This is a genomic window from Variovorax sp. 38R (assembly GCF_014843395.1).
In the GTDB taxonomy this organism is placed as follows: Bacteria; Pseudomonadota; Gammaproteobacteria; order Burkholderiales; family Burkholderiaceae_C; genus Variovorax; species Variovorax paradoxus_H.
This window is the reverse complement of sequence record NZ_CP062121.1, coordinates 6,495,159-6,517,163: the sequence shown is the minus strand read 5'-3', so window position 1 is coordinate 6,517,163 and position 22,005 is coordinate 6,495,159. Positions and strand designations below refer to the sequence as shown.

Annotated in this window: 23 protein-coding genes; 11 read left to right on the top strand and 12 right to left on the bottom strand. The window is 68.9% G+C overall.

All coding sequences use genetic code 11. The annotated features are described in order from the left end of the window. Positions 1-2: 2 nt before the first annotated feature. Positions 3-1,643 carry an acyl-CoA dehydrogenase family protein gene (locus tag IG196_RS30265; protein WP_192194189.1) on the bottom strand — a complete coding sequence of 547 codons (1,641 nt, stop codon included), beginning with the start codon at positions 1,641-1,643 and terminating at the stop codon, positions 3-5. 37 nt (positions 1,644-1,680) lie between these two features. Further along, on the bottom strand, positions 1,681-2,517 hold the full coding sequence (locus IG196_RS30260; protein ID WP_192194188.1) for a thioesterase family protein: 837 nt from the start codon (positions 2,515-2,517) through the stop codon (positions 1,681-1,683). Positions 2,518-2,589: 72 nt separating this feature from the next. Here IG196_RS30260 and IG196_RS30255 point away from each other — a divergent pair, with 72 nt between their 5' ends. Beyond that, a complete protein-coding gene (locus IG196_RS30255; protein ID WP_192194187.1) occupies positions 2,590-3,222 on the top strand; it encodes a TetR/AcrR family transcriptional regulator in 633 nt (210 codons plus the stop codon). 25 nt (positions 3,223-3,247) lie between these two features. Here IG196_RS30255 and IG196_RS30250 read toward each other — a convergent pair whose 3' ends face one another. From IG196_RS30250 to IG196_RS30240, 3 genes are all read right to left on the bottom strand, one after another. Continuing rightward, positions 3,248-3,424: a hypothetical protein gene (locus IG196_RS30250; protein WP_180838947.1), complete on the bottom strand. Its 177-nt coding sequence runs from the start codon at positions 3,422-3,424 to the stop codon at positions 3,248-3,250. Between the two features lie 103 nt (positions 3,425-3,527). After that, entirely contained in the window at positions 3,528-4,412 is an 885-nt protein-coding gene (locus IG196_RS30245) for an N-formylglutamate amidohydrolase (protein WP_192194186.1), read from the bottom strand. Positions 4,413-4,424: 12 nt separating this feature from the next. Beyond that, a complete protein-coding gene (locus IG196_RS30240; protein WP_101490778.1) occupies positions 4,425-5,387 on the bottom strand; it encodes a tripartite tricarboxylate transporter substrate binding protein BugE in 963 nt (320 codons plus the stop codon). A 109-nt stretch (positions 5,388-5,496) separates the two neighbouring features. On the opposite strand from IG196_RS30240, the gene IG196_RS30235 reads away from it, so the two are divergent. After that, a complete protein-coding gene (locus IG196_RS30235; protein ID WP_192194185.1) occupies positions 5,497-6,432 on the top strand; it encodes a LysR substrate-binding domain-containing protein in 936 nt (311 codons plus the stop codon). A 4-nt stretch (positions 6,433-6,436) separates the two neighbouring features. Here IG196_RS30235 and IG196_RS30230 read toward each other — a convergent pair whose 3' ends face one another. Together IG196_RS30230 and IG196_RS30225 are read right to left on the bottom strand one after the other, a co-directional pair. Next, positions 6,437-7,417 (bottom strand): tripartite tricarboxylate transporter substrate binding protein, encoded by a 981-nt coding sequence (locus IG196_RS30230; RefSeq protein ID WP_192194184.1) that lies wholly within the window; start codon positions 7,415-7,417, stop codon positions 6,437-6,439. 6 nt (positions 7,418-7,423) lie between these two features. Beyond that, positions 7,424-10,393, bottom strand: a complete 2,970-nt coding sequence (locus IG196_RS30225) for a DNA topoisomerase III (protein ID WP_101490780.1) — start codon at positions 10,391-10,393, stop codon at positions 7,424-7,426. Positions 10,394-10,478: 85 nt separating this feature from the next. On the opposite strand from IG196_RS30225, the gene IG196_RS30220 reads away from it, so the two are divergent. The 3 genes from IG196_RS30220 to IG196_RS30210 are packed head-to-tail and all read left to right on the top strand — an operon-like array spanning position 10,479 to position 12,171. Further along, positions 10,479-11,159 carry an SET domain-containing protein gene (locus IG196_RS30220; RefSeq protein ID WP_192194183.1) on the top strand — a complete coding sequence of 227 codons (681 nt, stop codon included), beginning with the start codon at positions 10,479-10,481 and terminating at the stop codon, positions 11,157-11,159. 2 nt (positions 11,160-11,161) lie between these two features. Continuing rightward, the gene (locus tag IG196_RS30215) at positions 11,162-11,974 is read left to right on the top strand and encodes a biotin--[acetyl-CoA-carboxylase] ligase (protein WP_192194182.1); all 813 of its coding nucleotides are present in this window, start codon (positions 11,162-11,164) and stop codon (positions 11,972-11,974) included. Positions 11,975-11,982: 8 nt separating this feature from the next. Next, positions 11,983-12,171: a sporulation protein gene (locus IG196_RS30210; RefSeq protein WP_192194181.1), complete on the top strand. Its 189-nt coding sequence runs from the start codon at positions 11,983-11,985 to the stop codon at positions 12,169-12,171. A 5-nt stretch (positions 12,172-12,176) separates the two neighbouring features. Here IG196_RS30210 and IG196_RS30205 read toward each other — a convergent pair whose 3' ends face one another. From IG196_RS30205 to IG196_RS30190, 4 genes are all read right to left on the bottom strand, one after another. Then, a complete protein-coding gene (locus IG196_RS30205) occupies positions 12,177-12,911 on the bottom strand; it encodes a HEAT repeat domain-containing protein (protein WP_192194180.1) in 735 nt (244 codons plus the stop codon). Beyond that, positions 12,908-14,350: a sensor histidine kinase gene (locus tag IG196_RS30200; RefSeq protein ID WP_101490785.1), complete on the bottom strand. Its 1,443-nt coding sequence runs from the start codon at positions 14,348-14,350 to the stop codon at positions 12,908-12,910. The genes IG196_RS30205 and IG196_RS30200 overlap by 4 nt, the downstream gene beginning before the upstream one ends. Positions 14,351-14,417: 67 nt before the next feature. Continuing rightward, positions 14,418-15,092, bottom strand: coding sequence for a response regulator transcription factor (locus tag IG196_RS30195; protein WP_192194179.1), 675 nt, complete (start codon positions 15,090-15,092; stop codon positions 14,418-14,420). A 64-nt stretch (positions 15,093-15,156) separates the two neighbouring features. Continuing rightward, a complete protein-coding gene (locus IG196_RS30190; protein WP_192194178.1) occupies positions 15,157-15,642 on the bottom strand; it encodes a MarR family winged helix-turn-helix transcriptional regulator in 486 nt (161 codons plus the stop codon). A gap of 145 nt (positions 15,643-15,787) precedes the next feature. Here IG196_RS30190 and recA point away from each other — a divergent pair, with 145 nt between their 5' ends. The 3 genes from recA to IG196_RS30175 are packed head-to-tail and all read left to right on the top strand — an operon-like array spanning position 15,788 to position 17,839. Beyond that, positions 15,788-16,900 (top strand): recombinase RecA, encoded by a 1,113-nt coding sequence (gene recA / locus IG196_RS30185; RefSeq protein ID WP_099794154.1) that lies wholly within the window; start codon positions 15,788-15,790, stop codon positions 16,898-16,900. Positions 16,901-16,956: 56 nt separating this feature from the next. Continuing rightward, on the top strand, positions 16,957-17,430 hold the full coding sequence (recX, locus tag IG196_RS30180; RefSeq protein ID WP_101490790.1) for a recombination regulator RecX: 474 nt from the start codon (positions 16,957-16,959) through the stop codon (positions 17,428-17,430). Continuing rightward, a complete protein-coding gene (locus IG196_RS30175) occupies positions 17,399-17,839 on the top strand; it encodes an SRPBCC family protein (protein ID WP_192194177.1) in 441 nt (146 codons plus the stop codon). Before recX ends, IG196_RS30175 begins: the two co-directional genes overlap by 32 nt. A 12-nt stretch (positions 17,840-17,851) precedes the next feature. Here IG196_RS30175 and yiaA read toward each other — a convergent pair whose 3' ends face one another. Continuing rightward, positions 17,852-18,292, bottom strand: coding sequence for an inner membrane protein YiaA (gene yiaA, locus IG196_RS30170; RefSeq protein WP_192194176.1), 441 nt, complete (start codon positions 18,290-18,292; stop codon positions 17,852-17,854). A 113-nt stretch (positions 18,293-18,405) separates the two neighbouring features. On the opposite strand from yiaA, the gene IG196_RS30165 reads away from it, so the two are divergent. The 3 genes from IG196_RS30165 to IG196_RS30155 all read left to right on the top strand — a co-directional run bounded on the left by IG196_RS30165 (position 18,406) and on the right by IG196_RS30155 (position 21,943). Then, a complete protein-coding gene (locus IG196_RS30165; protein WP_192194175.1) occupies positions 18,406-19,140 on the top strand; it encodes a hypothetical protein in 735 nt (244 codons plus the stop codon). A 295-nt stretch (positions 19,141-19,435) separates the two neighbouring features. After that, on the top strand, positions 19,436-20,386 hold the full coding sequence (locus IG196_RS30160; RefSeq protein ID WP_192194174.1) for a bestrophin family protein: 951 nt from the start codon (positions 19,436-19,438) through the stop codon (positions 20,384-20,386). Between the two features lie 57 nt (positions 20,387-20,443). Continuing rightward, entirely contained in the window at positions 20,444-21,943 is a 1,500-nt protein-coding gene (locus tag IG196_RS30155) for a succinate CoA transferase (RefSeq protein WP_192194173.1), read from the top strand. The last annotated feature ends 62 nt before the right edge of the window (positions 21,944-22,005 follow it).

The window sequence follows — 22,005 nt, the reverse complement described above, 5'->3', positions numbered from 1 at the left end:
GCTCAGTGCCAGGCGGCGCGCACCAGCGCGCCAGGGTCGCTGGTGCCGGCGCTGATGCCGGTCACCGGGCCCCAGTCGGGATCGAAGCGGCTCGACACGAAAGCGGCCGAGGCGAGCGGGCTCGCGTGCTGCAGCATCAGGCCGGCCTGCGCCGCGCGCACCAGCCGCTGCGTGAAGCGGCGCGCCTGGCGTTCCAGCTCCTGCGGTGCCAGCTGCACCATCTGGCGCAGGGCCTGCACCTCGGCCTGCAGGCGCGTTTCGCCGGCGGTCACTTCCTGCAGGTGGTCGAGCACGAGGTGCGCGTCGTCGGGATTGCGCGACACGGCACGCAGCACGTCCAGGCACATCACGTTGCCCGAGCCTTCCCAGATCGAGTTGACGGGCGCCTCGCGGAACAGGCGGCCCATCGGGCCGTCTTCCACATAGCCGTTGCCGCCGAACACCTCCATCGCCTCGCCGGTGAGCGCCACCGCGCGCTTGCAGTTCCAGAACTTGGCGGCGGGCGTGAGCAGCCGGCGCCAGGCGGTGTCCAGCGGTGCGGGCGAGCCGAAGCGCGACGCCAGTTCCATCGCCAGCAGCGTGGCGCTCTCGGTCTCGAGTGCCATGTCGCCCAGCAGCTCGGTCATCACGGGCTGGTCGACCAGCGCCTTGCCGAAGGCAAAGCGGTTGCGCGTGTAGTGCAGCGCCTGCGCGAAGCCCTGGCGCATGAAGCCGGCGCTGGCGAGCGCGCAGTCCAGGCGCGTGACGGTGGCCATCTCGATGATGGTCGGGATGCCGCGGCCCTCGTCGCCCACGAGCACGCCCCAGGCGTCCTTGAACTCGACCTCGCTGCTGGAGTTGGAGCGGTTGCCGACCTTGTCCTTCAGACGCTGGATGTGGATCGCGTTCTTGGTTCCGTCGGGCCGCCAGCGCGGCACGAAGAAGCACGACGAGCCGTGCTCGTCGGTCTTGGCCAGCACCAGGTGGCCGTCGCACATCGGCGCGGAGAAGAACCACTTGTGGCCGGTGATGAGGAACTCTTCACCCCACGGGCCGCTGCCCGCGGGCACGGCGCGCGTGGTGTTGCTGCGCACGTCGCTGCCGCCCTGCTTCTCGGTCATGCCCATGCCGACGGTCATCGAGGTCTTACCTTCGAGCGGGATGTCGCGCGCGTCGTGCACGTTGGCGGCGAGCTTGTCGCGCAGGTCGGCGTACAGCGCGGCGTTGCGGCGCATCACGGGGATGCAGGCCTTGGTCATGGTGGTCGGGCAGGTCGAGCCCGACTCGATCTGGCTGTGCATGTACAGCGACGCGCCGTAGCCCACCCAGGCCGAGGGCCGCTCGTCGAAGAACGGCAGGTTGGCGATGCCGTTGCGCCGTGCGATCGACATCAGGGTGTGCCACGCGGGGTGGAACTGCACGCTGTCGATGCGCGTGCCGGTGCGCGAGTGCGTGTGCAGCTCGGGCTCGTGGCGGTTGGCGTCCTCGGCGGCACGCAGCGTGGCCTCGGCGCCGTACTCGGCGCCCTGGCGCACCAGCTCGTCGTCGCGCCAGGCGGCGCCGCCGCGCCCCACCGCACCGCGCAGCGCGGGGTCGCTGGTGTAGACGTTGTAGTCCTTGAGCTCGGGGACCTGGTTGTCGGGGTGGATGCCGGTGGTGGTCATGGCGTGGTCTCCGTGAAGCGGTGAAAGAGGGACGTGTTCAGGCGGTGGTGGCGCGTTCGCGCACCACCAGCGTCTGGGTCGCAAGGCCGAGGAGGCCGCGCGTGTCGTACAGGTGGGACACGGTGAGCCCCGCGCCGTCGCCGTGCATCTCGGTGCTGGCGCGCAGGCCGATCCACTCGCCCTCGGGCACGCGGAACAGGTTCAGGCTCAGGTCGGCGTTCGAGAACAGGAAGTCGGTGGGCGGCAGCACCCAGCTCAGGCCGTTGCCGAAGTCGGCCGCCGCCGCCGCGCGCATCGCGGGCGAGGTGGCCACGCCGCGCACCAGCGGCACCGCGAGCCGGAACCACGCGGCGCCCGCGCCGGGCTGCGCGATGTCGCCCTGGGCCAGGCGCGATTCGACGGCGGTCTGGTGGAACGAGATCCCGTCGGGCAGGCCGGGAATGCGTAGCCGCTCGGTGCAGTCCTCGGGCCGCGGCAGCAATTCACGCGGCGCGTCGCCTGCGGGCAGGTTCGCCGGCAGCGTCAGCGGCGAGGTCTTCAGCAGCAGCGCATGCGCGCGGGCCACCACCGTGTCGCCCGCGAGCAGGTCGATGCCCACGCGCACCGTGGCGCGCGAGGCCTGCGACTGCGTGCGCGTGACCAGCGGCGCCACCGGCACCGGCCTCACCAGCTCGAGCGTGAGCCGCGCCAGCTGCCAGCCGGGGCCGGGCGCGGCGCGTTCGGCGATGTGCGCGAGCAGTGCGGCGGGTGCGCCGCCGTGTTGCGCGCGTGGGTCCCACGGGCCGCGCGAGAGGGCGTCGGGCTGCCACGCGTCGCCCTCGCCGGTGTAGACGGCGGGGGGCGTTGTCTCGGGGGCACGGTCGTGCGAGGTCATTGCAGAATGCCTTTCGATGGGATCAAAAATTCTAGGAACAACCCGCCCGCGAGGTGTTCGGGTTCGGCGGCCATGACCGGCGCCCGCGCACCCGCCGCCGCCCCGAGGAGGAAGCCGCGCCAGTCCCGCGCGCGCCACACCTCGCAGGCGTTGCAGGAAGCCTTTGTTCGGCTTTTGGTCGAGAAGGGATTCGCTGCCATCACGATCCGCGAGATCGCGGCCGTGGCGGGCACGGGCCTGGGCAGCTTCTACGAATACTTCGAGAACAAGGAAGACCTGGCGCGCGTGTGCCTGCACCTGCGCTCCAAGGCGCTGCTGCTGGACATGCGTGCGGTCGTGGCCGCGAACGAAGGCCGGCCGTGGCGCGAGATCGTCGATGGGGTGATCGATGCGCAGCTCGACGCGCACCGCGCGCAGCCCGTCGCCTGGGGCGCGCACTACCTGCTGGAGCGCCACCTCTCCAGCCCCGAGGCCTACCGCAAGATGTACGACCGCTTCGTGGCCGAATGGGTGGGCGTGTTGGACGCGGCGGGCGACGTGAAGGCCGACGGCCCGAAGAAGAAGGAAGCGGCGCGCGTGTGCCAGACCATCATCTACGGGCTGGTGGCGCACACCCACCTCGGCACGGGCGGGCGGCCCGACCTGCAGGCGCTGTCACGCCAGTTGCGTGATGCGCTGCGGGGCTACCTGGCGGCGGTCGCCTGATGCGGGGCGCGTTATCGGCTGTCGCTCAGCGCGACGACTTGTTCGTCGTGCCGCTGACGCCGGCGTCGATGGTGCCGAACACCGTCACGCCGCTGCCCGATGAAGACGTGGAGGAAGAAGACGGCGACGGCGCGGTGCCGGCGCAGCCCGAAATCAACAGGCCGGTCGCAAGGACGGCGAGGGCGGCAAGGATCGACTTCACGGCAGGACTCCAGGGAAAAATGGACGTCCCACTATAGGCCGGGGGCTCCGGCCGCCCTGTAACAAAGACACCAGCCGCCGCAGGGGTTGCGGCGTGGTGGCGTTCAGCTCGTTGCGATGCGCGGGTCGGTCGCCAGCAGCATCTCGACCATCGATCGCAGGTCGGCCTGCAGCCGCGCCGCACCGGCTTCGTCGAGCGCCAGCGTGGCCTCGTCCATGTAGAGCTTGCGGTTGATCTCGACCTGGATGCTGTGCCGGTTCGCCGCCGGGTTGCCGTGGCGGCGCACCAGCTCCACGCCCTTGTACGGGTGGTTGTAGTCCACGCTGTAGCCGCGCGCGCGCAGGTGCGCGCACAGCCGCTGCGACAGCGCCGGGTCGGCCGTGCTGCCGTCGCGGTCGCCGATCACGAAGTCGGCGTGCGCCAGCCCCGGGAAGTCGGTGGCGTGGCTGCCCGCAATGGCCGGCATCGAGTGGCAGTTGATGTGGACGCTGTAGCCGTGCCGCGCATGCGCGTCGTCGATGGCCTGCGCCACCGCCGCGTGGTACGGGCGCCAGCACTGGTCGATGCGCTGGCGCACCTCGGCCACCGTGAGCGGCCGGTCGTAGATCGGCAGGCCTTCGTCGGTGAGCTTCCAGATCAGGCCCTTGCCCAGGCGCACCTTCGACAGCACGCGCGGGTCGCTGGACACCGGCTCGGTCCACGGGCCGTCGAGCATGGTGGTGTCGACCTCGGTCATGTCGCGGTTGGCGTCGAGATAGCTGCGCGGAAAGTGCGCCTCGATCCAGGCGGCGCCCCTGTCGCTCGCGAAGGCGTAGAGCTTCTCAACGTGGGTGTCCTCGGCCCGGCGCAGCGTGGCGAGGTCGCACACGGGCCGGAAGTCCTCGGGGTAGACGGTGCCGCTGTGCGGCGAGTCCAGCACCAGCGGGGTGTGCCCGGCGACGCTGGTCACCTGGGCGCGGGTTTGAATCAATTTCAGAACTGGATGCATAGGCAGGGTCGGTCAGTCCAGTCGGATGCGCGCGAAGGCGGCCACCTTCTTCATCTTCTCGATCTCGCTCGCGATCTGCTTCGTGAACTCGGCCGGCGTGGTGCCCGAGGCGTACAGCCCCTGCAGCGCCAGGCGCTCGCGCACCGCGGGGTCCTTCAGCGCGGTGGCCACGGCCTGCTGCATGCGCAGCACCAGCTCGGGCGGCGTGCCGGCGGGCGCGATCATGCCGAACCACGACGGGTCGTTGCTGGCCGCCTGGCCCAGTTCGCCGTAGGTCGGCACGTCGGGCAGCACGTCGAGGCGGCCGCTCCAGGACACGGCCAGCGCCTTCAGCTTGCCGGCCTTCACGTGCGGCAGCGACGAGGCCACCTGGTCGAAGTACACCGGCACCTGGCCCGCGAGCACGTCGTTGATGGCCGGGCCCGCACCGCGGTAGGGGATGTGCACCATCGAGGTTCCGGTGCTGCTCTTGAACAGCTCGCCCCACATGTGGCCGATGGTGCCGTTGCCCGGCGAGGCGTACGACACCTTGCCGGGGTTGGCCTTCAGGTACTTCACGAGTTCCGCGAAGCTGCCGACCGGCAGCACGGCCGGATTGATGACGATCACGCCCGGCGCCTTCACCAGCTCGGTCACGGCCGTGAAGCCCTTGATCGGGTCGTAGGGCAGCTTCTGGTACACGGCCGGGTTCACGCCGTGCGTGGAGAGCGTGGCCACGCCGAAGGTCAGGCCGTCGGGCGCGGCGCGTGCCAGCTCGGCCATGCCGATCGAGCCGCCCGCGCCGGCGCGGTTGTCGATCACCACGGGCTGCTGGAGGATCTTGGCCAGGGGCTCGGAGAGCACGCGGGCCGTGATGTCGGTGGCGCCACCGGGCGGGAAAGGCACGACCAGGCGGATCGGCTTGCCTTGGGCAAAGGATATTCCTGGGGCGAAAGAAGCGGCGGCCAGGATGGAGAGGAGATGACGACGTTGCATAAGGGTTCTTCCAATGGAACGATGAGTGAATGTGCAAAGCTGCAGCTCACCTGAAGCAAAGGATATACCCGATATCATTCCAATCTGGAATGACTTGATGGGCTCCCCCATGCCGCTGCGACGCCTCAACCCGCCCCTGAACCTGCTGCGCGCCTTCTCCACCGTGGTGCGCTTCGGCGGCGTGTCGCGCGCGGCCGAGGCGCTGCACCTCACGCAGGGCGCGGTGAGCAAGCAGGTGCAGGAGCTCGAGCGCTGGATCGGCGCGCCGCTGTTCGAGCGCAGCCGCAAGCGCCTGGCGCTCACGCCGGCCGGCGAGCGCTACGAAAAGGCCGTGCGCGCCCTGCTGGCGCAGCTGGAGGCGGCCACGCTGGAACTCATCACGAGTGGCGATGGCGGTGGTGCGCTGCACCTGTCGACCCTGCCCACCTTCGGCGCCAAGTGGCTGATTCCGCGCCTGCCCGATTTCCAGCAGCGGCACCCGCAGATCACGCTGCATTTCGTGCCCTTCGTGCACGGCTACGACTTCGAGCGGCCCGAGCTCGACTGCGCCATTTTGTTCGGCGACGGCCACTGGCCCGGCGCGCGCTCGCACTACCTCGCGGGGCAGGACGTGGCGCTGATCGCCCCGCGCGCCGCGCAGGCCGAGGCCCCCATCCGCACGCCGCAGGACGTGGCGCGCTGCACGCTGCTGCGCCACGTGAGCGTGCCGCAGTCGTGGCTGCACTGGAGCGAGGCGCACGGCGTGCGCGGGCTCGACCCGCTGGCCGGGCTGCAGTTCGACCAGTTCCAGACCATGATCCGCGCCGTCATGGCCGGCATGGGCGTCGCGCTGGTGCCGCGCTGCCTGGTGCAGGACGAAATCACATCGGGGCTGGTGGAAGAGCCGCTGCCCAACGGCGGCTACCGGGGCAGCGAGGGCTACTGGTTCTGCTACCCCGAAGGACGCGGCCAGCTGGCCACGCTGGATCACTTCCGCAACTGGCTGCTGGCCGAGGTCGACCGCAGCGGGGAAGCGACGGCGCTGCCGCCGGCCGCGTTGGCCTGAAAAGTTATTCGGGCTTCGCGCCCGAGGCCTTCACCGCCGCACCCCAGAGCCCGATCTCGCTCGCCACGAAGCGGTCGAACTCGGCACCGCTCGTCGGTGCCGGCTCGGAGCCCCGGTCGCGGATGAAGCGCGCCATCTGCTCGCTCTTCAGGATGTCGGTCACTTCGTGGTTCAGCCGCGCCACGATGTCGGGCGGCGTGCCTCGCGGTGCCATCAGGCCGAGCCAGCCCACGGCTTCGAAGTTCTTCGTGCCGGCCACGCCGGTCTCGCGCACGGCGGGCACCTCGGGCAGTTGCGACGAGCGCGTGGCCGACGTCACTGCCAGCGGCACCGCCTTGCCCGACTTGATGTGCGGCAGCGCGGCCGTCACCGAGTCGACCATCAGCGGCACCTGGTTGCCCAGGAAATCCGCCTGCGCCGGCCCGCTGCCGCGGTACGGAATGTGCGTGATGAACACATGCGCCGCCGACTTGTACATCTCGCCCGACAGGTGCTGCGTGCCGCCGATGCCGGCGCTCGCGTAGCTCAGCTTGCCGGGCTCGGCCTTGGCGCGCGCCGTGAGGTCGGCCAGCGTGCGGATGCCGCTTTCGGGCGTGGCCAGGAACACCAGCGGCACCTTCGCGATCAGCGAGATGCCGACCAGGTCGCGGCGCGGGTCGAAGCCCGACTTGGCGTAGAGCGTCTGGTTCACCGCCATCGCGCTGCCGGCCACCACGAGCGTGTAGCCGTCGGGCGGCGCGCGCACCACGAACTCGGTGCCGATGTTGCTGCCCGCGCCCGCCTTGTTGTCGACGATCACGGGCTGGCCCAGCCGCTTGCCGAGCTGTTCGGCGAGCGCGCGGGCAAAGATGTCGGTGGCCTGCCCGGGTGGGAAAGGCACGACCAGCTTGACGGGCTTGTCAGGCCAGGCGGCGGCCTGGGCCAGGCCCGCGCCGCCCAGCAGCATCGCTGCACACAGGGCAGTGGCGAGGTGTCTGCGCTGCATGCGTCGTCAGGCCGCGTCGGGCGCCGAGAGGTGCTTGCCCACGATGCCCGCGAGTTCGAACATCGTCACTTGGTCCTTGCCGAACACGGGCTTGAGCTTGGCGTCGGCGTTGATCGCGCGCTTGTTGGTCGCGTCCTGCAGGCCGTTGGCCTTGATGTAGTCCCACAGCTTCTTGATGACCTCGGTGCGCGCCACCGGTTCGGCGCCGATCACCGCGGCCAGCGAGTCGCTGGGCTTGAGGCCCGCGCCTGGCTTGCGCGGCTTGGCCGCCTTCTTCTCGGCCGGTGCCTTCTTGGCGGCGGGCGTCTTCTTCGCCGCGACCTTCTTGGCCGCCGCGGTTTTCGCCGCCGGCTTGCCGAAGGTCTTGCGCGGTGGGAACTTGCTGCCGCCTTCGCGCGGTGCGAACTCGAAGGTCACCTTGCCCTCGTCCTTGTTCCAGGTCAGGAAGGCCTTGAAGGCGCGGCGCGTGCGCATCGACACGAACTTGTCGAGCAGGTCGGTCTTGCCGGTGGCGAGCAGCTTTTCCATCTGGTCGCGCTCCACCGGCTGCTGCAGGATGATCTTGCCGGTCTTGAAGGTGCAGCTCGGGGTCGGCTGCTCGTTCGTGGGCACCGATTTTTCGCAGACGTAGTTGCTGCCGTGATCGAACACCGGCGCGCCGCACACGGGGCAGGGGCCCACGGTGTCCTGCGCGCTGAAGTCGACGATCTCGCCGCTCTCGGCGTTCTTGTCGTCGCCGAAGTCGAATTCGAGCTTCCAGTTCTTCGCCTCTTCCTCGTCGTACTTGAGGATGATCTCGGCGGTGAAAGGCCAGCCCGCCTTGGAGCGGAAGCCGTCGAGCGGGCCGATGTGCTTGTCGCGCACCAGCGCCTCGGCCTCGACCACCTCGAAGGTGCGCCCGGCCGGCGACTTGCCGAACGAGAAGCCGCAGGCGTCTTCGCCCGTGCCGCTCTTGCCGGTGCAGCCGTAGCGGCGGTAGTTTTCCTTCACCACGCCGCCGCAGTTCGGGCAGGGCGTGGCGAGCGTGGCGTAGTCGCCCGGCACGGTGTCGCGGTCGTACTCCTTGGCCTTCTTGACGATGTGCTCCGTCATCTCGGCGATCTCGCGCATGAAGGCGTCGCGGCTCAAGGCGCCCTTCTCCATCTGCGCGAGCTTGTACTCCCACTCGCCCGTGAGCTCGGCCTTGGAGAGTTCTTCCACGCCCAGGCCGCGCAGCAGCGTCATGAGCTGGAAGGCCTTGGCGGTCGGAATGAGCTCGCGGCCTTCGCGCAGCATGTACTTCTCGGCGATCAGCCCTTCGATGGTGGCCGCGCGCGTGGCTGGCGTGCCCAGGCCCTTCTCTTGCATGGCCTCGCGCAGCTCGTCGTCGTCGATGGTCTTGCCGGCGCCTTCCATGGCGCCCAGCAGCGTGGCTTCCGAATAGCGTGCGGGCGGGCGCGTCTTCAGGCCCTTGAGGTCGGCCGACTCGGTGTTGACGATTTCGCCCGGCTTCACCGGCACGAGGCGCTTGCCGTCCTTGTCGTCTTCCTTCTCGTCGTCCTGCGCTTCCTTGCCGTAGATGGCGAGCCAGCCCGGCTTCACCAGCACCTTGCCGTCGGTGCGGAACGGGTACTTCTTGCCGCCCTGCTCCACCGTGCTGATGCGCGTGGTCACCTGGTGCTCGGCGCTCGGGAAGAACACCGACAGGAAGCGGCGCACCACGAAGTCGTACAGCTTCTGCTCGGCTTCGCTCAGGCCGCTCGGGGCCTGCAGCGTCGGGATGATGGCAAAGTGATCCGACACCTTGGCGTTGTCGAAGATGCGCTTGTTGGGCTTGACGTAGTTGCCGTCGACCGCCTGCTTGGCGAACGGCGCCAGGTGCTTCATGCCACTGTCGGCGAGCATCTCCATGGTCTGCTTGACCACCGGCAGATAGTCTTCCGGCAGCGCGCGCGAGTCGGTACGCGGGTAGGTCAGCGCCTTGTGGCGTTCGTACAGGCTCTGGGCCAGCGCGAGCGTGGTCTTGGCGCTGAAGCCGAAGCGGCCGTTGGCCTCGCGCTGCAGCGAGGTCAGGTCGAACAGCGCGGGCGAGGCCTGCGTGGTGGGCTTGCTCTCTTCGGTGACCGTGGCGGGCTTGCCGCGCGAGGCGTCGGCGATGGCGCGGGCTTCCTGCTCGCTCCACACGCGGTCGGCGCGTTGCTCGGCATCGGGCTCGCCGTTGGCCAGCAGCGGCGCGTTGGCTTTCTTCCAGTCGGGGTTGAACCACTTGCCGGGGTACTGGCCGGCTTCGGCCGCGAAGCTGCCGTGCACTTCCCAGTAGTTGCGCGAGACGAACTTGCGGATCTGCTCTTCGCGCTCCACCACCACCGACAGCGTCGGCGTCTGCACGCGGCCCACGGTCGTGAGGAAGAAGCCGCCGTCGCGCGAGTTGAACGCGGTCATGGCGCGCGTGCCGTTGATGCCCACGAGCCAGTCGGCTTCGGAGCGCGAACGCGCGGCGTCGGCCAGGCCCTGCATCTGCTTCTCGGTGCGCAGCTGGTCGAAGCCGTCGCGAATGGCTTGCGGCGTCATCGACTGCAGCCACAACCGCTTCACCGGCTTGCCCAGCGGGCTCTTGCCGCCGGCGTACTGCTCGATGAGACGGAAGATCAGTTCACCCTCGCGGCCCGCGTCGCAGGCGTTGATGAGCTGCGTCACGTCCTTGCGCTTGGCCTGCTTGACCACGGCGTTCAGGCGCGTCTTCGTCTTGTCGACCGGCTTGAGGTCGAAGTGCGGCGGAATCACCGGCAGGTTGGCGAAGCTCCACTTGCCGCGCTTCACGTCGAATTCTTCCGGCGCCTGGATTTCGACCAGGTGGCCCACGGCACTGGTCACGACGTAGGTGTCGTTCTCGAAATGCTCGTCATGTTTGTCGAACTTGCCGGCCACCGGCGTGAGGGCGCGGACGATGTCCTGGGCCACCGACGGCTTTTCTGCGATTACCAAAGTTTTTGTCATCTGAGGGCTCTCTATACTCTGCGGCTTCCCGCGTGCACACGCGCGCACACGCATGTGTGCATATTCAACCTAACAGACTTCGGCGATGCCTTCCAAATCCCCACTTTCCGGCGGCCGCCGCATTCAGACGCGCCGCTCCGATGTCCACGGCAACGGCGTGTTCGCCGTGCAGGACCTGGCGGAAGGCGAAACGCTGATCGAATACAAGGGCCAGGTCATCAGCTGGAAGGAGGCGCTGCGCCGCCACCCCCACGACCCTGCGCAGCCCAACCACACCTTCTACTTCCACATCGATGACGGTCGTGTGATCGACGGCAATGTCGAAGGCAACGCCGCGCGCTGGATCAATCACTCGTGCGAGCCGAACTGCGAGGCCGACGAAGTCGATGGGCGCGTTTATATCAAGGCCCTGAGAAACATCGCTGCCGGCGAGGAACTCAACTACGACTACGGCCTGGTCATCGACGAGCCGTACACCGAGAAGTTGTTGTCCGAGTTTCCGTGCTGGTGCGGCTCCGAGCAGTGCCGCGGCACGCTGCTGACGCCGAAGGACGAGGACGAGGACGAGGAAAAAGACAAGAAGAAAAAGAAGAAGGCCAAAAAGAAGGCCGAGAAGAAGAAGGCCGAGGCCAAGGAAGCGAAGAAGGCTGAAAAGAAAGCCGAGAAGAAAAAAGCGGACAAGAAGGCCGACAAGAAAAAGGCCGACGGCAAGAAGAAATCCGAGAAGTCCAGCAAGGACGACACCCCGTCCGCCGCCGGAGACTGACGATGGGCACGCCGGCCTCCGCCTGGTTCGAAGACCGGATCGCCGCGGCGGTCGCGCCGCTGCTGCCCGGCTTCGCGGTCGAGGCCGTGGCCGAGATCGACTCCACCAACACCGAGTTGATGCGCCGTGCGCGCGCCGGCCGCACCGACCCCGTGCTGCTCGTGGCCGAACGCCAGACGGCCGGCCGCGGTCGCCTCGGCCGCCCCTGGCAGAGCGCGCAGCAACCCGAGGCGCCCGCCTCCCTCACCTTTTCGCTCGGCATGCCGCTGGCGCCGGCCGACTGGTCGGGCCTGTCGCTGGCCGTGGGCGTGACCGTCGCCGAAAGCCTCGACCCGACAGGCGCGCACCACGTCGGCCTCAAGTGGCCCAACGACATCTGGGTGAACGACCGCAAGCTGGTCGGCATCCTCATCGAGACCGCGATGCCGCAGACGGCCCGGCCCGATGCCGCGCGCTACCTCGTGGTCGGCATCGGCATCAACATCGGCCCGCGCGAAGCCGACGGCATGCGCACGCCGCCGGCCTGGCTGCGCCAGTGGCAGCCCGACGCGTCCGCATCCGAGGTGCTGCAGGCGCTGGCCGAGCCGCTGGTGCGCAGCGTATTGGCTTTCGAGGCGAACGGCTTCGGGTCCTTTGCCGAACGCTTTGCGGCGCGCGACGTGCTGCGTGGGCGCGAAGTGACGCTCAGCGACGGCACCGCCGGCCTGTGCGAAGGCGTGGCCTGGGGCGGTGAGCTGCAGGTGCGCACCGACGCCGGCCTGCAACTCATCTCGAGCGACGAAGTGAGCGTGCGCCCGCGCGGCATGTCTTTCTGAGCGAGGGCATGAAGCTGCGCCTGGTCCTCATCGCCCTGCTCGCTGTCAACGCGGGCTACTGGCTGTGGACGCGCGGTGACCTGGCCGGCTTCGGGCTCGCCCCCGCGGCGCTCGACGAGCGCGAGCCGCAGCGCATGGCGCGGCAGATCCACCCCGAGTGGCTGCAGATCCGCAAGGAAGCCAAGCCCGCGCCCTGACCCGGTCAGGCGGCCGCGGCGCGCGCGAACATGCGCCGCGCCTTGGCCAGCGCGGTCTGCAGTTTTTCTTCGGAGGGCGGTTCGTGCGAGCTGGAACTCAGGCCGAACTTCTTGCCCGCGATTTCCTGCACCGCGACCAGGATGCTGCCCAGCACGACCGGATCGGTCTCGGTGTCGAGCGCCTGGCGCAAGGGCTCGAGCGCCTTGGGCGCGGCGCTGCGGCGGTTGAACACGATCTGCATCAGCGCGCTCGCGGCCCATTGCCGGTTCGTGGCGACGGCATCGTGCGTGAGCAGCGGCACCACCTTGGCGATGTCCGTCGTGCCGCCGAGCCAGCCGATCACCCACAGGCCCTTGCAGCGCAGGTCGTCGTGCGGTGACGCGAGCGCGGCGCGCGCCAGGGCTGCGGTCTCTTTCAGGCGGCGGCCCTTGCGGTACTTGAAGGCGCCGAGCATCTGCAGCACCGTGGCCTGCATGGCCGGGTCGGGCTCCTGCTCGAACTGCGCGAGCAGATGGTCCTCGGCCTCGTCGCCGCGCTCGCCGAACTTGCGGCAGAGCCAGTCGTAGAGCTCGCTGTCCATGCCGGTGTCGTGCAGCAGCGCGTAGTGGAAGGCGAGCGCTTCGGGCGATTGCAGCTCGAGCAGGTCGGCGCCGAAGTCGAACATGTCCGACACGTCGGTGTCGGTACGGATCTCTGCGAAGCGCTGGCGCAGCGCGTCGAGCGTGGGGGACGAACTCATTCGGAAGGGGCCTCCTCGAAGCGCACGGTGAAGAGCGCGCCCGGCGGATGCTTGCCGGGGTGCGCGTCTTCCAGTTTCACCCGCGCGCGGTGCTGGTTGGCGATCTCGCGCACGATCGGCAGGCCGAGCCCGGAGCCGTCGGCCTCGTTGCCGAGCACGCGGTAGAAGGGCTCGAACACCAGCTCGCGGTCGGACTCGGCGATGCCGGGGCCGTTGTCTTCCACCTGCACCAGCTGCACGTGGCCGAAGGGGTCGGCCAGCACGCGCGCGGTGATCACGCCGGGGCGTTCGGGCGTCGAGGGCGTGTAGTTGAGCGCGTTGTCGACCAGGTTGCGCACCAGCTCCTTGAGCAGCGTCGGGTTGCCGTCGACCATCACGCCGGGCGCGCCGGCCTGGGCACCGTCGTAGCCGAGGTCGATGCGCTTTTCGATCGCGCGCGGCACGGCCTCGCGCACCACCTCGATGGTCAGCCGCGCGAGGTCGCAGGGCTGGCAGTGCGTCATGGCGCTGGTGCCCTCGGCGCGCGCCAGCGACAGCAGCTGGTTCACGGTGTGCGTGGCGCGCACGCTGGCGCGGCCGATCTGCTTGAGCGACTGCTTGAGCTCGTCGGCATTCGCGCCTTCGCGCTGCGCCAGGTCGGCCTGCATGCGCAGGCCCGCAAGCGGCGTCTTGAGCTGGTGGGCGGCGTCGGCCAGGAAGCGCTTCTGCGTGAAGATCGAGTCGTTGAGCTTGTCGAGCAGCTCGTTCACTGACGACACCAGCGGCACCACTTCGAGCGGCACTGAGGACTCGTCGAGCGGGCTCAGGTCGCCGGGGCGGCGCTCGCGGATGCGCGCCTCGACCACCGACAGCGGCTTGATGCCGCGCACCAGCGCCAGCCAGATCAGCAGCACCGCCAGCGGCAGGATCGCGAACTGCGGCAGCAGCACGCCCTTGATGATCTCGGTGGCGAGCACCGCCTGCTTCTCGCGCGTCTCGGCCAGCTGCAGCAGCGAGGGCGGCACCTCTTCGCTGCCGCTGGGAATCCACAGCGAGGCCACGCGCACCGGCTGGCCATGCACCGTGCTGTTGTGCAGCAGGACCACGTTGGTGCCGGGCGGGTCGTCCACGTTGGGCTGCGGCAGGTCGCGCTCGCCGTGCAGCAGCGTGCCGTGGCCATCGAGCAGCTGGTAGTAGATGTGGCCTGCGTCGTCGGCACGCAGGATCTCGCGCGCCGATTGCGACAGCACGAAGTGTGTCTGCCCCTGCTTCACCGTGACCAGCTCGGCCAGCACCTTCACGTTGTGCTCCAGCGCGCGGTCGTAGGGCGCGTTGGCGATGCCCTGCGCCACCAGCCACGTCACGCCGATGCTCACCGGCACGAGCAGCAGCAGCGGCGTGAGCATCCAGTCGAGGATTTCGCCGAACAGGGAGCGCTGGGCGCGCTGGAAGAGCTTCAAGCCGGTCTCCCGGCCTTTGGATGCACGGCGCGGCGCTGCGTGCCGGTGGCCCGCGGGGTCTGGCGCATCAGGAAGGAATCTTCTCGAGGCAGTAGCCCAGCCCGCGCACCGTCGCGATGCGTATCGGTCCCTTTTCGATCTTCTTGCGCAGGCGGTGGATGTAGACCTCGATGGCGTTGATGCTCACCTCTTCGCCCCATTCGCACAGCCGGTCCACCAGCTGGTCCTTGCTGACCAGCCGGCCGGCGCGCTGCAGCAGCACTTCGAGCAGGCCCAGTTCGCGCGCCGACAGCTCGATCATCTTGCCGTCGATGGTCGCCACGCGGCCGGCCTGGTCGTAGACCAGCGGGCCGTGGCGGATCGCGTTGCTGGTGGCGCCCATGCCGCGCCGCGTGAGGGCGCGCACGCGCGCCTCGAGCTCCTGCAGGCTGAAGGGCTTGGCCATGTAGTCGTCGGCGCCGTGGTCCAGGCCCTTCACGCGCTCTTCCACGCTGTCGGCCGCGGTGAGCACCAGCACGGGCAGCTGCGAGCCGCGGGCGCGCAGCCGCTTCAGGATCTCGATGCCGTGCAGGCTGGGCAGCCCGAGGTCGAGGATCAGCAGGTCGAACTCGCTGTGGGTCATGAGCGCGGTGTCGGCCTGCGAGCCGTTGGCCACATGATCGACCGCCGCGCCCGAGGTGCGCAGGCTGCGCAGCAAGGCATCGGCCAGCACCTGGTCGTCTTCGGCAATCAGTATCCGCATGTGCGCCACCTCCGGCTCAGTCAGTGTCGGCGCCCCTCGGCGCGCGTTGTCCCATGGGCGAAGTCTAGCCCGCCGTATAGGCTTCGAGTCCGATGGTTACCACGGTGGCAATCTCGTCGCCCACGCTGGCGCGGAACTCGCGCTCGGCCTGCGTGACGGCGCGGCGGAAGGCATCGAGCCAGGCCAGCCCGTCGGCCGTGAACAGCACGCGCCGCGCGCGCGCATCGAGCGGGTCGGGCCCCCGCGTGACCAGCCCCCAGGCCTCGCACTGGTCGACCAGCGTGCCCATGGCCTGCTTGGTCATGCCGGCGCGCTCGGCCAGCTCGGTCAGGCGCGAGCCCTCGCGCGCCAGGTGCCGCGTGATGTGGATGTGGGCCGCACTCACCTGCGCGCGCGCCGCGAGGTTCGACAGCGCCAGCGGCACCTCGATGTCGTGCGCCATCAGCGCCAGCACGCGCTCGTCGAAGCGGCGCATCGCATGGCCCAGCAGGCGGCCCAGGTGGGTCTGCCGCCAGGCGTCGGGATCGGTTGGAAAGGCGGGGTCGGACATGTGCCAGATGGTAAGGCAAACTGACTTTAAAGTGGGCTTGCAAAGCGCAATGAGCCCCTACACTACTGTTCAAGCATCCAGCCTGTGATTAAAAGCAGATGGATGACACCCGACACAAACCGTTGATATTCAAGGAGATTTCCACATGGACGCAGTCGTCAAGGGCACAAGCATCTCGGTCGCCAACAGTGAAAAGGCCAAGGCCCTCCAGGCCGCACTGGCCCAGATCGAAAAGCAGTTCGGCAAGGGCACGATCATGCGGCTCGGCGAAGGCGAGGCGCTCGAAGACATCCAGGTGGTCTCCACCGGCTCGCTGGGCCTGGACATCGCCCTGGGCGTCGGCGGCCTGCCGCGCGGCCGCGTCATCGAAATCTACGGCCCGGAATCCTCGGGCAAGACCACGCTCACGCTGCAGGTCATCGCCTCCATGCAGAAGCAGGCCGGTACCTGCGCCTTCGTCGATGCCGAGCACGCGCTCGACGTGCAGTACGCCCAGAAGCTCGGCGTGAACCTGTCCGACCTGCTGATCAGCCAGCCCGACACCGGCGAACAAGCGCTCGAAATCGTCGATTCGCTGGTGCGCTCGGGCGCCGTCGACCTGATCGTCATCGACTCGGTCGCCGCGCTCACGCCCAAGGCCGAAATCGAAGGCGAAATGGGCGACTCGCTGCCCGGCCTGCAGGCCCGCCTGATGAGCCAGGCGCTGCGCAAGCTCACGGCCACGATCAAGAAGACCAACTGCATGGTCATCTTCATCAACCAGATCCGCATGAAGATCGGCGTGATGTTCGGTTCGCCCGAAACCACCACCGGCGGCAATGCGCTGAAGTTCTACGCCTCGGTGCGCCTGGACATCCGCCGCATCGGCACCATCAAGAAGGGCGACGAAGCCATCGGCAACGAAACCAAGGTGAAGGTGGTGAAGAACAAGGTGAGCCCGCCGTTCAAGACGGCCGAGTTCGACATCCTGTTCGGCGAAGGCATCAGCCGCGAGGGCGAGATCATCGACATGGGCGTCACGGCCAAGATCATCGACAAGTCGGGCGCCTGGTACGCCTACAACGGCGAGAAGATCGGCCAGGGCCGCGACAACGCCCGCGAGTTCCTGCGCGAGAACCCCGACCTGTCGCGCGAGATCGAGAACAAGGTGCGCGAGTCGCTGGGCATTCCGCTGCTCGCAGCCGATGCCGGCAGCGAACCCGAGAAGGCCGAGAAGCCCGCCAAGGCTTCGAAGGCCGACAAGGCGGCAGCGGAGTAAGTTCGACAAGGCGGCCTTCGCGTGTTGCGTGGGCCGCGTGAGCGACCCACCCCCGCATGGCTTTCAGCGCCCCCTCCCTCAAAGGCCGCGCCCTGCGCCTCCTGAGCCAGCGCGAGCATTCGCGCGCGGAGCTGGAGCGCAAGCTGGCCAAGCACGAGGAAGAGCCTGGCACGCTGGCAAAGGCACTCGACGAGTTGGCCGCCAAGGATTTCATCAGCGAGCCGCGTGTCGTGGCCTCGGTGCTGAACCAGCGCGCGGCCCGCTCGGGCGCCTTGCGCGTGAAGCAGGAACTGCAGGCCAAGGGCATCGCGCCTGAAGCCATCGCCGAGGCGGTGGCCGGTTTGCAGGAAACGGAAGTCGCGCGCGCCACGGCCCTGTGGCGCCGCCGCTTCGATGCGCCGCCGGCCGATGCCAAAGCGCGCGCGAAGCAGATGCGATTCCTGATGGCGCGCGGTTTCTCGGGCGCTGTCGTGTCCAAGGTGCTCAGGAGTGACTTCGATGACACAAGCGACGACAACCCCGACGAATGAAGGCGGCGCGCCCTCTCGCGTCATCACGCAGCGCGTGAGCTGCGAATGGCGCGACGCCTATGCGCTCGCGTCCGACCCGAAGCGGCTGCCCGATTGGGCCAGCGGCCTCTCGAAAAGCGCGCTGGTGCCGCACGGCGACCACTGGATCGTGCGCACGCCCGAAAGCGGCGAGGCCCGCATGCGCTTTGCGGCACCCAATGAGTTCGGCGTGCTCGACCACTGGGTGGCGCCCGAAGGCGTGCCCGAGGTCTATTTGCCGTTTCGCGTGATCGGCGTGGCGCCGGGTGTGTGCGAGCTGCAGTTCACGCTGCTGCGCCAGCCGCACATGGACGATGCGGCCTTTGCGCGCGATGCCGAATGGATCGCGCGCGACCTGCAGGCCCTGCGCCGCCTGCTCGAGGCGGGCTGAGCCGGGCCTGGCTTACTCCGCGGCGGCGACGTCGTCGGCCAGCGGGTTCTCGGCCTTGTACGAGGCGATGTCGCGCACGTTCTTCTGCACCGCCACCGCGCCGAACAGGCTCAGCAGGAAGGCCATGGCGTAGAAGCCTTTTTCGCTCGCGGCCAGTGAGGCGTTGAACAGGCCCACGGCCAGCAGGCCGACCGACAGCAGCAACGAGACCCAGCACAGGCCGAAGTAGATGCCCGTGACCGAGATGCCCTCGAGCCGGTCGCGCACTGTCTTTTGCAGCGACACCGCGGAGAACAGGCCGTACATCAGGATGGTGAAGTAGTAGCCCTTCTCGTTGAGCTGCATCGCGGCATTCCACAGCCCGACCAGGTAGACGATGGCACCGACGATCAACGCGGCCCAGGAGGCGGCGACGAATGCAGCGGTCGGTTTCTGAAATCTGACGGTTCCCATGGCGATCCTCCTCGTTGTTGTGTGGCGCGATTATGGTGCGGGAAGGCGGTGGCATGATCGCCAGCGACCGGCCTCCCAGGAGGCGGCTTTCCAAAAAACCGGAGGAACCGTTCATGTCGTCACAACCCGCTCGTCCGCAGTCTCTCGTTCGCACCGGCGCCAAGGCCGGCTTCGCCTTCGCCGGCTCGGCCATCAAGGGCGCGCTGATCGGCCTGTTCCTTGGCGGCGGCGTGTTCTTCTATTACCTGAGCCAGCTGCAAGGGCCCGGCAACCCGGCCGCGCGGGCCGGTGGTTTCGGCGCCATCGTGGCCCTGATCACGTCGCCGCCGCTGCTGGTGGCCGTGCTGCTGGCGCTGTTCGTCGGCGTGTACTTTCTGCTCGGTGTGCAGCAGGGCCGCGCCCGCGCGATGCAGCACCTGGTCGTGGCGCGCGGCGAGGCCGTGTCGCAGCGGCTCGGCGACGCGATTGCAGGCCGCATCGAAGCCATGCCGCGCACGCACGGCGGCCTGCAGCGCGTGGCCGACTGGCTGTCGCCCGACGCGCTGTGCCAGCAACTCGCGCCGGTGCTCGGTGAAGGCCGGGCCGTGCGCACCGTGGTCGGCTTCGTGCTGGCCCGCCTGCCCCTGAGCGACATGCTGGCCGAGTGGCAGCAAGAGCGTGCGGCCCAGGGTGCCACCGCACCGGCGACGGGCGAAGGCGCCACGCAAGACCCCGCGCTGCGCGCCCTGCTCACGCGCCGCATCCACGAGGTGCTGCAGGACATGTCGACGCCCTCGCGCAAGCCCTTCTTCATCGCGCTGGCCGTGCAGGCGGTCTTGTTGGGCGTGGGGCTGTGGCTCGTGCGTTGAGAAGGTGCGAACGAACCCGCCATGCCCGCTCATCCCACCCAGACGCGCCCCCTCTGCGTTGCAAATGCTCGCCATAGCCCAAGCTATGGCTGCGCTTTGCGCCTTGATGGGGCGCGTCTGGGCGGGCTGCTCGGCCACGCCGGATTCATTCACACCTTCTGAGCCCGACCGTCTTCCTCGGTCTTAGGGCGCCCAGCCGCCCCCGCGCTGACGCCCCGGCGACAATCAGCGCCCGCGCGGGCCTTGCGGTGTGCGCGGCATCCATGCCTCCCTGCTCGCCCTTCTCCTCGCTTTCATGATCGTCCGGAAACGCCCGTCCGGGCTCAAGCTGTTTCTGTCCTGGCGGGGCTCCGTCCTGCCGCGCATCGCGGCGGCGCTCACGCTCAATGTGATCGTGGCCATCGTCGTCACGGTGCTGCACGGGCGCTTCGGCTCGATCAAGATTCCGCTCGGCACCGTGCCCTTCGCGCTGCTCGGCCTGCCGCTGGCGATCTTCCTGGGCTTTCGCAACACCGCGGCCTACGACCGTTTCTGGGAAGCGCGCAAGCTCTGGGGCGAGGTGATCCTGCGTTCGCGCAACCTGGCGCGCCAATGCCAGAGCCTCATCGACGGCGATGTGCCGGTGAACGCCGGCGCCGACACCGTCCGCCGCCTGGACGACCTGCGCGTGCGCATGACCTTGCGCGCCGCGGCCTTCGCCCATGCGCTGCGTCACCAGCTGCGCGGCACCGATGCTGCCGCCGACACCCGGCCCTTCCTGCGCGAAGCGGAATGGCAGGGCCTGACGCAGGTCGCCAGCCGGCCGCATGCGCTGCTGATGCACATGGGCGCCGACCTGCGCGAAGCGCTGCGCGCGCGGCGCATCGACCCGGCGCTGGCGGCGGGCGTCGACGGCACGCTGTCGGCGCTGAGCGGTGCGGCCGCGTCGTGCGAGCGCATCCTCAGCACGCCGATTCCCTTTTCATACACGCTGCTGCTGCACCGCACGGCGTACCTGTATTGCTACCTGCTGCCCTTCGGGCTGGTGGACTCGGTCGGGTTCATGACGCCGGTGGTGGTGCTGATCGTGGCCTACACCTTCTTCGGCCTCGACGCGCTCGGCGACGAGATCGAGGAGCCCTTCGGCACGGAGTCGAACGACCTGCCGCTCGAGGCGCTGTGCCGCACGCTCGAGATCGACCTGTGTCAGTCGGTGGGCGCCCCGGCGCCGGCGCCGATGCTGCCGGTCGATTACTTCCTGCGCTGACACCCGCCGCGCGCGGTGCTGGCCTCCCCCTTCCCGAAAGAAAGACGCTTTCCCTCCATGTCGCACGAAGACCGCATCCGCCTGCCCGCCCTGCGCAGCAGGATCACCACCGCCGAAGCCGCCGCCGAATGGATTCGCGACGGCATGGTGGTCGGCATGAGCGGGTTCACGCGCGCCGGCGACGCCAAGGCCGTGCCGCTGGCGCTCGCCGCCCGCGCGCGCCGCGAGCCGATGAAGATCACGCTGATGACCGGCGCCTCGCTCGGCGGCGACGTGGACCGCCAGCTCACCGAGGCCGGCGCCATCAGCCGCCGCATGCCGTTCCAGGTCGACACCGTGCTGCGCCAGGCGATCAACCGCGGCGAGGTGATGTTCATCGACCACCACTTGTCGGAAACGGTCGAGATGCTGCGCACGCGGCAGATCCCGCCGATCGACATCGCGATCATCGAGGCCGTGGCCATCACCGAGACCGGCGCTCTCGTGCCGAGCACCTCGATCGGCAACAGCGCGAGCTTCGCGATCCTGGCCGACAAGGTGATCGTCGAGATCAACACCTCGCAATCGACCGCGCTCGAAGGCCTGCACGACATCTTCATTCCCAAGCACCGGCCGCAGCGCGAGCCGATGCCGCTGATGGCGCCGCACGACCGCATCGGCGTCAGCGCCATCGAGATTCCGCCCGAGAAGATCCTGGGCATCGTCATCACCGACAAGGCCGACAGCACCTCCACCGTGCTGCCGGCGGACGCCGAGACCGCGGCCATCGCGGCGCACCTGGTGGCGTTCTTCGAGCGCGAGGTGGCGCAGGGCCGGCTCACCGAGCGGCTGCTGCCGCTGCAGGCGGGCATCGGCACGGTCGCCAACGCGGTGATGTCGGGGCTGGGCGCGGGGCCGTTCGAGCACCTCACGATGTATTCGGAGGTGCTGCAGGACTCGACCTTCGACCTGTTCGACGCCGGCAAGCTCGACTTTGCCTCGGGTTCGTCGATCACGCTGTCGCCCGCGAAGGCGCGGCAGGTGTTTGGCGACCTCGACCGCTACAAGGACCGGCTGGTGCTGCGGCCGCAGGAGGTGAGCAACCACCCGGAGATCATCCGGCGGCTGGGCATCATTGCGCTGAACACGGCGCTGGAGGCCGACATCTACGGCAACGTCAACTCGACGCATGTGCTGGGCACGCACATGATGAACGGCATCGGCGGCTCGGGCGACTTTGCGCGCAACGCCTACCTGTCGATCTTCGCGACCAAGTCGGTGGCCAAGCAGGGCGCGGTGTCGAGCATCGTGCCGATGGTGTCGCACGTCGACCATGCGCCGCAGGACGTCGACATCCTGGTCACCGAGGTGGGGCTGGCCGACCTGCGCGGGCTGGCACCGCGCGAGCGGGCGGCGGCGATCATCGCGAACTGCGCGGCCGAGCCGTACCGCGCGATGCTGCAGGACTACCACACGCGCGCCGTGGCGACCTGCGGCGGCCACACGCCGCACCGGCTCGAAGAAGCGTTTTCGTGGCACGTGCGCTACCGCGACACGGGCACGATGCGACTCGACTGAAAGCAAAAAGGCCGGTCCTTGCGGGCCGGCCTCTTGTTCTTGTCAGCGGTTGACGCGGTGGC